The organism is Lentzea pudingi, assembly GCF_014646255.1.
Taxonomy (GTDB): domain Bacteria; phylum Actinomycetota; class Actinomycetes; order Mycobacteriales; family Pseudonocardiaceae; genus Lentzea; species Lentzea pudingi.
Genome location: NZ_BMNC01000014.1, coordinates 192,057 through 200,695, shown reverse-complemented (window position 1 = coordinate 200,695; position 8,639 = coordinate 192,057). Strand labels below are relative to the sequence as shown.

The 8,639-nt window shown below is 67.7% G+C and carries 11 protein-coding genes; 3 read left to right on the top strand and 8 right to left on the bottom strand.

Annotated elements, in window-relative coordinates; genetic code table 11:
• Positions 1-387 precede the first annotated feature (387 nt).
• The 8 genes from IEY88_RS34740 to IEY88_RS34710 form a co-directional block, all read right to left on the bottom strand.
• Positions 388-999, bottom strand: a complete 612-nt coding sequence (locus tag IEY88_RS34740) for a heme-binding beta-barrel domain-containing protein (protein ID WP_189159127.1) — start codon at positions 997-999, stop codon at positions 388-390.
• Between the two features lie 700 nt (positions 1,000-1,699).
• Positions 1,700-1,999, bottom strand: coding sequence for a DUF1416 domain-containing protein (locus IEY88_RS34735; protein ID WP_189159126.1), 300 nt, complete (start codon positions 1,997-1,999; stop codon positions 1,700-1,702).
• A gap of 4 nt (positions 2,000-2,003) precedes the next feature.
• Positions 2,004-2,849: a sulfurtransferase gene (locus IEY88_RS34730; RefSeq protein WP_189159125.1), complete on the bottom strand. Its 846-nt coding sequence runs from the start codon at positions 2,847-2,849 to the stop codon at positions 2,004-2,006.
• A gap of 30 nt (positions 2,850-2,879) precedes the next feature.
• Positions 2,880-3,317 carry a DUF4395 domain-containing protein gene (locus tag IEY88_RS34725; protein ID WP_189159124.1) on the bottom strand — a complete coding sequence of 146 codons (438 nt, stop codon included), beginning with the start codon at positions 3,315-3,317 and terminating at the stop codon, positions 2,880-2,882.
• A 72-nt stretch (positions 3,318-3,389) separates the two neighbouring features.
• Positions 3,390-3,467, bottom strand: a complete 78-nt coding sequence (locus tag IEY88_RS45610; protein ID WP_373294250.1) for a putative leader peptide — start codon at positions 3,465-3,467, stop codon at positions 3,390-3,392.
• Between the two features lie 79 nt (positions 3,468-3,546).
• Complete coding sequence (locus tag IEY88_RS34720) at positions 3,547-3,957, bottom strand: thioredoxin family protein (protein ID WP_189159123.1); 411 nt, start codon at positions 3,955-3,957, stop codon at positions 3,547-3,549.
• Entirely contained in the window at positions 3,954-4,772 is an 819-nt protein-coding gene (locus IEY88_RS34715; RefSeq protein WP_189159122.1) for an LmeA family phospholipid-binding protein, read from the bottom strand. The genes IEY88_RS34720 and IEY88_RS34715 overlap by 4 nt, the downstream gene beginning before the upstream one ends.
• On the bottom strand, positions 4,769-5,506 hold the full coding sequence (locus IEY88_RS34710) for an alpha/beta hydrolase (RefSeq protein WP_229694051.1): 738 nt from the start codon (positions 5,504-5,506) through the stop codon (positions 4,769-4,771). The genes IEY88_RS34715 and IEY88_RS34710 overlap by 4 nt, the downstream gene beginning before the upstream one ends.
• A gap of 160 nt (positions 5,507-5,666) precedes the next feature.
• Between IEY88_RS34710 and IEY88_RS34705 the strand changes: the two genes are divergently transcribed.
• The 3 genes from IEY88_RS34705 (at position 5,667) to pstS (ending at position 8,624) form a co-directional block, all read left to right on the top strand.
• Positions 5,667-6,428 (top strand): response regulator transcription factor, encoded by a 762-nt coding sequence (locus tag IEY88_RS34705; RefSeq protein WP_189159120.1) that lies wholly within the window; start codon positions 5,667-5,669, stop codon positions 6,426-6,428.
• A 10-nt stretch (positions 6,429-6,438) separates the two neighbouring features.
• Entirely contained in the window at positions 6,439-7,314 is an 876-nt protein-coding gene (gene mshD / locus IEY88_RS34700; protein WP_189159119.1) for a mycothiol synthase, read from the top strand.
• Positions 7,315-7,511: 197 nt separating this feature from the next.
• Positions 7,512-8,624, top strand: coding sequence for a phosphate ABC transporter substrate-binding protein PstS (gene pstS, locus IEY88_RS34695; protein ID WP_189159118.1), 1,113 nt, complete (start codon positions 7,512-7,514; stop codon positions 8,622-8,624).
• Positions 8,625-8,639 lie beyond the last annotated feature (15 nt).

The window sequence follows — 8,639 nt, the reverse complement described above, 5'->3', positions numbered from 1 at the left end:
GGCAGGCCATGGTGCGAGATCGTTCAACGATGCCGCAGTGGCTGGCGGTGGTGCGAGATCGTTCAGCGATCCTGAGCTCGGACCAGGCGCCGTGAGGTCGTTCGCGATCGTGAGGCGGACAAGGTGTCGCCGATGGATCGTTCAGCGATCTCGATCTCGATCTCGATCTCGATCTCGGGCTTGGCGGCGAATCGTTCAACAAATCCACGATCCCAATGTCGGATCGTTCAACAATCCGAAGCGCGAGACTGAGTGCGCTCGGGATCGCTCAACAATTCCACGATCCCCCTGTTGGATCGTTCAACAATCCCGCAATCCAGCGATCGAAGGATCGAAGGATCGAAGGATCGAAGGATCGAAGGATCGAAGGATCGTTCAACGATCCTACTAGCCGACGATGCGCTTGAGGTGCGCCGATGCGTGCGGCTGCATCTCCTGGCCCATCATGGCGCGCTCCTCGACGTACGCGAGGTCGCCGTTCACCACGCCATACAGGCGCTGCGAAGCCTTGACGTCTTTGGCCGTGGCGGAGCGGATGACCGCGTCCGTCTCGAACTCCCAGGACGTCTGGGTGCGCACCTTGCCGTAGTACAGCTCGACGATGCCCGTGTTGTGCGTCAGCAGGAGCTCGATCGTGTCGTCCTCCTGCGGCCGCCAGAAACCCTGCTCCCGCGCCGCCGGACGGATGACCTCGCCCGCCTCGTTGAGCAGCCACGACCGCGCCTCGTACACCAGGAACGGACGGCCGTCGTGGGCGAAGGTGATCTGCTGGCCGAAGCGGAATGGGCCGTCGATCGTCGGGTAGACGATCTCGCCCTCGCCACGCCAGACGCCCACGAGCGGCAGAACGCCCAGGAGTGCGTCGTTCAGGTTCGCACCCTCGCGCAGGTTCGCCGTGTCGCCCGGGACGGGCATGTCGTCGAACTGCGGGAGGTTGCGCGCCTTGGTGGCGGCTGCTCGTTCCTCGGCCAGGCGGATGGCCTCGTCGCCGCTGCTCATCGCTGGTCGGAGTAGAGGCGGTAGACGACGTAGCCGGCGAACCACATTACGGCGATCGTCACTAGCACCAGGAGTCCGGTGAAGATGTGTTCCACGGTGGAGAGGATATCTCGCTGGTGGTGACGTGCAGGGTTGTGGTGGTGGAGGACACCGGGGGTGGGGCTTGTGGGTGGTCACCCCTGGTGTGGCCGGACGGGTGGTCACCTCTGATGCGTGCGACCTGGCAGGTGGTCGCTTTGCGGGCGGCCCGGTCTCTTTGCGTGCTTCCCCTGGGGGCGCTGCCCCCAGACCCCCGGCAATCTGATCAGGGGGCCCGCGCCACGAGCGGGTAGATGGCACGCCTGTTGCTCAGAGCGGCCGCCGGTTGCATAGAAGGGTGGCGTCGGCGGTGGGGTCCCATCACGAGCCGCACCAAGAGCGGGCCACATGCCTAGAGGGGTGTCAAGCGGACGAAAAGCGTGTCCGCTTGACACCTCCTCTGGCATGCAGCAAGTGCTATGGCGCGACTCGTGATGGGACCCCACCGCCCAGTGCCTATGGAAAGACGGCTCGCCTGCGGCATCGCGGTGAGTTGGCGTACCCACTACCGCGCGGTCGGGCGGCTCGCCTCCGGCATCGTGCGCATCAAAGACGCCCCGGACATGCGGAAGGCCCCGGCGGTGCAGCGCACCGCCGGGGCCCTCGTCGTACCAACCGAGTGCTAGGCGACCGCGATCTCCACCGCGTGCACGCCGGGGCCGGAGGCCGACACGTCGGCCTGGCCGTTGCCCGTGCGGTGCAGGGCCCGGACGGTCCAGCTGCCCGGTGCCGCGAAGAAGCGGAAGTCGCCCTCCGGGGAGGTGACCACCTCGGCGGTGAACTCGCCGGTGGAGTCGAGCAGGCGGACGAAGGCTCCGCCTACCGGGGTGCCGTCGGAGACGACCTTGCCCTCGAGCACGGTTTCGGTCGTGTTCGCGTCGATCGTGCCGCCCTGGGTGGGGGCGCCGCAGCCGTTGGACATGGGATCAGGCCTCCTTGCCGGAACCGAGTTCGATCGGCACGCCGATGAGCGAGCCGTACTCCGTCCAAGAACCGTCGTAGTTCTTGACGTCTTCGTGGCCGAGCAGCTCGCGCAGGGCGAACCAGGTGTGCGAGCTGCGCTCGCCGATGCGGCAGTACGCGATGGTCTTGCGGCTGCCGTCGAAGCCCGCCTCGGCGTAGAGCTCGCGGAGTTCGTCGTCGGACTTGAAGGTGCCGTCCTCGTTGGCCGCCTTGGACCACGGGACGTTCACGGCGGACGGGATGTGGCCGCCGCGCTGTGCCTGTTCCTGCGGGAGGTGGGCCGGGGCGAGGAGCTTGCCGGAGAACTCGTCGGGGGAGCGGACGTCGACGAGGTTCTTGTTGCCGATGGCCTCGACGACCTCGTCGCGGAACGCGCGGATGGAGAGGTCCTGCTCCTGCGCCTGGTACGAGGTCGCGGAGCGGGTCACCTCTTCCTTGTCCAGGGGGCGGCCGTCGAGTTCCCACTTCTTGCGGCCGCCGTCGAGGAGCTTGACGTTGGTGTGGCCGTAGAGCTTGAAGTACCAGTAGGCGTAGGCCGCGAACCAGTTGTTGTTGCCGCCGTAGAGAACGACGGTGTCGTCGTTCGAGATGCCCTTGGCCGACAGCAGCTTCTCGAAGCCCTCGCGGTCGATGAAGTCGCGGCGGACCGGGTCCTGCAGCTCCGTCTTCCAGTCGATCCGGACGGCGCCGGGGATGTGACCGCCTTCGTACGCGGTGGTGTCCTCGTCGACCTCCGCGAACACGACGCCGGGCGCCTGGAGGTTTTCCTCGGACCAGGCGGCCGAGACCAGCACGTTCTCACGGCTCATGGGACTTTGCTCCTGTAGTAGTGCGTGTCTTTATTGCGGTCGAGCGAGGGCAGGCACGTACCTGCGCAGAACGAGGTACATCTCGCACCCGAGGCACAGGCCCAGCGCGGCGTTCAGAAGCGCTGCCACCAGTGCGAAACCGGTTGCCACCATGCCGAGCGTGGTGAGGCCCGTGGCGTAGCCGAGGGTGCCGATCAGGGCGAAGACGAAGCCGACTCCCTGGGCGAAGCGCAGCGGGGCTGCTTCCTCGCGTTCGGTGGTCGGGGTCAAGCGCGGCTGGATCGCGTAGCGGTAGACGTGACCCCACGGGTTCAACTTCAACGAGATGAACGCGCACATCGCGAAGAGCACCGTCTGGGCGGCGAGGAGACGCCACCAGCCGGTCAGCAACACGACCGCGAGGACGACGGTGGTCATCCAGGCGGAGAAGCGCGGTCCGCGCGGGTCTACAGGGGAGTCTTTGGGCACGACGACCTCCGGGCAAACGGACGAGGGGATTCAGTCCGGCAGAGGTGGCTGATGGGCGTCAAGCAGCCCGGTTCAGCTCGTCGTGCGACACAGGCTGCTGCGCACGCGGCACAGGTCAACCGCGCGTCGCTTCGTGAGCAGCAAGGTCATGGCAGCGAGGGTAGCCCTCAATCCCTCGGTGCGGGAGGTATGTCCAACTGATGGAACAACGCAGGTTCACCCGACCGGATTAGGGCAAATGCGGGCGCAGCGCGGCCAGCAACGAGTCGCGTTTCGGCACTCCGCCGACTCGTAGTACCTCGCGGCCGTCGGCCGTCAGGGCGAGCGTCGTCGGGGTGCGCATGACTCCCAAAGAAGTGGTGACCTCCGGGAGGTTCGTGACGTCCAACTCGGCGTGGGTGAGGCCGTCCGTGCGGTCGGCCAGGTCGCTCAGGACCACCTTCGCGTGCCGGCACGGCGCGCAGAACGTCGTGGAGAGCTGGACCAGCGTCACCCCCGGCGCGAGCAGGTCGCGCACGGGAGCGGGCAGGTCGGCCGAAGGCGTTGAACGAGAGGAGATGCGGCCCTCGCGGACCTTGAGCAGCACACCGATCGCGCCGGCCACGGCCAGCGCGCCCAGCAGCGCCCACACACCGGTCATCGTTGGACCAACGGTACATCCGCGATCTCGCCGGACAGCTTGAACGAACCGCTCTCCACCTCGACGGCGGTGGGCGTCGCGCCGAACGGCAGCGTGCCAGGGTCGATCTTGATCGCGAGTGCCTGGCGCAGCTGCGGAACGATCTGCTTGAGCGACGCGTCGTCGAGCTCGATGTCGTCGATGTTGATCTGGATGGCACCGCTGACCAGCGCGATCTGGCCGTACGCGGTGAGCGTGACGACCTTGCCGGCGACGTTGGTCTGGCCGGAGAGCTTCACCGCGGCCGTCGTCTTGGGTGCCTTCGGGTCGGCCGGCGTCGTCGTGGCGACGCGGTTGTCCGGCTCGATCGAGAGCTTGTCGAACGGCGTCACCTGGTTCGCCAGCCGGTTCAGGTCGAGCGCCTTGATCCGGACGCTGCCCTTCACGGTGTCGATGGTCGCCTTGGAGACGTTGCCCGCCAGCAGGTCCGCGAGCTCGACGCGGGTGTGCAGCAGGTCCGCCTCGACGTCGAGGTCGCGCAGGTCGACGTTCTGCTGCTCGTTGCGGATCGGCACGCCGTACGCGCGGATCTCCACGTGCTGGTAGTCGCCGCGCAACGCCTGCAGCGTGAACGGGAACCCGTTGATGCGCACCGACGGGTCCTCGCTGAGCTGCAGCTTCTCCCGCATCCGCTGGGCGATCTGGTACTCGCCGGCCGCCGCCAGTGCGAAGTCGGCCGCCACGAGCAGCACGCCCAGCACGATGACCGTGATGATGAGGAACTTCCCGCGACGGGACTTCTTCTTTCGCGGCCGTGCAGGGGTTTGCGCAGTCATCCCTCGTCCTCGACGTTAACGGCGATCCATGCCGCCATCCGGTCTACCAGTTCTGGAGTCGCGGCCGATTCCGCGTGCCGCATGCCGGGTTCGATCCACAACTCGGCATGTCCTGAGGACGCGCGGTGCAACGACCTGGCGTGCTCCACGGAAAAATAGTGGTCCAGGTCACCGTGCACGATCAGCAGTGGGGTCGGCGTGATGCGCCCGACCACCTCCAGCGGACTCTCCGGCGCCTGTACCCAGCTGCCGCCGAGCCGAACCCCGAGCGCGCGTGCGGCGAGCTTCCCGTGCGGCTGCTCCAGCAACCAGTGCACCCGCCGCATGGGAGCGGTCTCGCGCGACCACCACCGGGCAGGGCCGCTCACCGAGACCACGGCGTCCGGCCGCGTCTCCCCCAGCACGGCGTGGCGCAGGACGATGGACGCGCCCATCGAGAAGCCGACCGTGGCGATCTTCGAGTAGCCCAGCGAACGGGCTGTCCGGACGGCCGCCTCCACGTCGTGGATCTCGTCGGCACCGACCGTGGAGCGTCCTTCGGAGCGTCCGTGTCCGCGGAAGTCGAACGCGACGACACCGGCCCGGCGGGCCAAACGGGCGAGCACGCGCGCCACGTACGGGCGCCGCACGTTGTTCGTGAACCCGTGTCCCACAACGAAAGCGAGGTCGTTTTCACCCTTGTAGTGGACACCGTGCAGGCGCACCCCGTCGTGTGACGTGGATGTAACAGGCATGACGCCTGTGGAAACAAATGTGAGCACGGCTTCTTGACCTGGGACTTTCTGGGGCTGCACCGGTAGTCTCTCCGTCATCCGCAGGCAACGGGGCCCGGTCACCGTACGCCGCTGGTCTGGTCGAGGTGACCTGACCACGGCCGATTTGGAGGGCACCCCGATGAGCATCGACGTGCTGCTGCTGACGACAGACCCCGACCCGGAGGCCGTGCTTCCCGCTCTGGCTCTGCTCCCTCACGCCGTCCGCCCGCTGCGTCCCGAGGTGTCCGCGCTCCTCGAGGCCGGCCCCCACGACATCGTGCTGGTCGACGCCCGCACCGACCTGGTCGGCGCCCGTTCGCTGTGCCGCCTGCTCGACTCGTCCGGTGTGGACGTGCCCGTCGTGGCCGTCGTCACCGAGGGCGGTCTGGTCGCGGTCAACTCCGACTGGTCCGTCGACGAGATCCTGCTGCCGAACTCCGGCCCCGCCGAGGTCGACGCCCGCCTGCGACTGGTTCGCTCGCGCCGCGGCACCACGGCACCCGGTGGCGACGGCGCGATCCAGCTCGGCGACCTCGTGATCGACGAGGCCACCTACACCGCGCGCCTCAAGGGCCGCCCGCTCGACCTCACCTACAAGGAGTTCGAGCTGCTCAAGTACCTCGCGCAGCACGCGGGCCGGGTCTTCACCCGCGCCCAGCTGCTGCAGGAGGTCTGGGGCTACGACTTCTTCGGCGGCACCCGCACCGTCGACGTCCACGTGCGACGGCTGCGCGCCAAGCTCGGTCCCGAGCACGAGGCGCTCATCGGCACGGTCCGCAACGTGGGCTACAAGTTCGTCCGCCCGCCGCGTCCCGGTTCGTCGCGCCGCCCGGCCGATGTCGCCGAGATGGAGATCGACGACTCCGCCCGTGTCCTGGATGAGCGTTTGATCGCGCGGTAGGTTCGCCTGTGTGGCGCAACTGAGCTGGTTCGAGGAGCTGACGGCCGACCAGGCCGCCGAGGTGACGGGTCTGCTGGAGGCTGCCAGGGGCACCGACGGCGTGGCCCCGGTCGGCGAGGCCGTGCGACTGCGGATGCGTCCCGGCGCGACCGGCAGCAGGCACCTCCTCGCGCACCTGGACGGCGAACTCGCCGGATACGCGCACGTCGACCTCCTCGGTGACTCGGGCGGCAACAAGGTCGCCGAACTCGCCGTGCACCCGACGTACCGCCATCAGGGCGTGGGCGAGGCACTGGTGAAGGCGCTCCCGCAGGAGTCCCTGCGGATCTGGGCGCACGGTGGCCACCCGGACGCCGAGAAGCTCGCCGCGAAGCTGGGCTTCCGCAAGGTCCGCGAACTGCTGCGGATGCGGTTGCGCGTCCAGAACGACCTGCCGGAGCCCAAGCTGCCCGACGGCGTCACCCTCCGGTCGTTCGTCGCCGGCAAGGACGAGGCCGCGGTCGTCTACGTGAACCACCGCGCGTTCGACTGGCACCCCGAGCAGGGCGCGATGTCGATCGAGGACGTGCGCGCCAAAGAAGAAGAGGACTGGTTCGACCCCGAGGGCTTCCTGCTGGCGTTCGACGCCGACGACAGGCTGGCGGGCTTCCACTGGACCAAGGTGCACACGCCCGAGCTGGGCGAGGTCTACGTCGTGGGCGTCGACCCGGACCGCCAGGGCGGCGGTCTCGGCAGGGCGCTGACCCTGGCCGGTCTGCGTCACCTGCGGGAACAGGGCGTCAAGGAAGTCATGCTCTACGTCGAGTCGGACAACACGGCGGCGGTTCGCGTCTACACGAAGCTCGGCTTCACCCTTTGGGACGCCGACGTCCAGTACGCGCGGTAGTCAACGTACCGTCACAAAACGCATACGCGCTGGTCACGCAGTCACTCTTTTGGCCGTGTGACCCGTCACTTCCCGTCCTGTGTTCACCTCTCGTTCACCTGGTCAAGGTGGGTTGTCCATTCTGGCTACCTACCTTCCGTAGCGAGCGGCGGGTTCGTCGCGAACCGCTAAATGCTTCCGCAAGGTGGAGGACCCAGGTGAAGATCCAGCGGCACGGTGCCGTACTCGGCCTCGTCGCGGCCAGCGCGCTGCTGCTCGGTGCGTGTGGCAGTGACAACAACGCTCCGACGGGTGGCAACAACACCGCGTCGAACGCTGCCTCCGTCCCCGTCGAGTGCGGTGGGAAGACCAAGCTCAACGCTGAGGGCTCTTCCGCGCAGAAGAACGCGGTCGACGCGTTCGTGCAGGCCTACCAGGCCGCCTGCCCCGGCGTGGACCTCGCCTACAACCCGTCGGGCTCCGGCGCGGGCGTGAAGAACTTCAACGCCGGCCAGGTCGACTTCGGTGGCTCCGACTCCGCGCTCAAGGAAGGCGCCGAGACCGAGGCCGCCGCCAAGCGCTGCCAGACCAACCCGGCGTGGAACCTGCCGCTGGTCTTCGGCCCCGTCGCCGTCGGCTACAAGGTGTCCGGTGTGGACAGCCTCGTGCTGGACGCCAAGACCACCGCCGCGATCTTCTCCGGCACGGTCAAGAAGTGGAACGACCCGGCCATCAAGGCGCTCAACGGCTCCGCGACCCTGCCGGACAAGGACATCGCGGTCATCTACCGCTCGGACGAGTCGGGCACCACCGACAACTTCCAGAAGTACCTCAAGGTCGCCGGTGGCTGGACCAAGGGTGACGGCAAGCAGTTCAAGGGTGGTGTCGGCGAGGGCAAGGAGAAGTCCGCCGGTGTCGCCCAGGCCGTCGGTTCCATCGACGGTGCGATCACCTACGTCGAGTGGTCCTTCGCGCAGGACAACAAGCTCTCGGTCGCCAAGATCGACTCCGGCGCCGGTGCCGTCGAGCTGACCGCCGAGTCGGCCGGCAAGGCCATCGACGGCGCGAAGATCAAGGGTCAGGGCAACGACCTGGTCCTCGACCTCGACTCGATCTACGGCTCCAAGGCCGCCGGTTCGTACCCGCTGCTGCTCGCGACCTACGAGATCGTGTGCTCGAAGGGCTACGACGCCGACACCGCGAAGGCCGTCAAGGCGTTCCTCACGGTTGCCGCCACCACCGGCCAGGCCCAGCTCGCCGACGCGGGCTACGTGCCGCTGCCCAAGGCGTTCCAGGACAAGCTCCTGGCCGCCGTGAAGGCGATCGCCTGAGGTTGATGCGAGACT

What these genes read in the sequence shown, in the direction of transcription:
- IEY88_RS45610 (WP_373294250.1), bottom strand. Translation starts at nt 3,467, where the DNA reads ATGACCTTGCTGCTCACGAAGCGACGCGCGGTTGACCTGTGCCGCGTG.
- IEY88_RS34740 (WP_189159127.1), bottom strand. Translation starts at nt 999, where the DNA reads ATGAGCAGCGGCGACGAGGCCATCCGCCTGGCCGAGGAACGAGCAGCC.
- IEY88_RS34710 (WP_229694051.1), bottom strand. Translation starts at nt 5,506, where the DNA reads ATGCCTGTTACATCCACGTCACACGACGGGGTGCGCCTGCACGGTGTC.
- IEY88_RS34705 (WP_189159120.1), top strand. Translation starts at nt 5,667, where the DNA reads ATGAGCATCGACGTGCTGCTGCTGACGACAGACCCCGACCCGGAGGCC.
- IEY88_RS34715 (WP_189159122.1), bottom strand. Translation starts at nt 4,772, where the DNA reads ATGACTGCGCAAACCCCTGCACGGCCGCGAAAGAAGAAGTCCCGTCGC.
- IEY88_RS34720 (WP_189159123.1), bottom strand. Translation starts at nt 3,957, where the DNA reads ATGACCGGTGTGTGGGCGCTGCTGGGCGCGCTGGCCGTGGCCGGCGCG.
- IEY88_RS34730 (WP_189159125.1), bottom strand. Translation starts at nt 2,849, where the DNA reads ATGAGCCGTGAGAACGTGCTGGTCTCGGCCGCCTGGTCCGAGGAAAAC.
- IEY88_RS34735 (WP_189159126.1), bottom strand. Translation starts at nt 1,999, where the DNA reads ATGTCCAACGGCTGCGGCGCCCCCACCCAGGGCGGCACGATCGACGCG.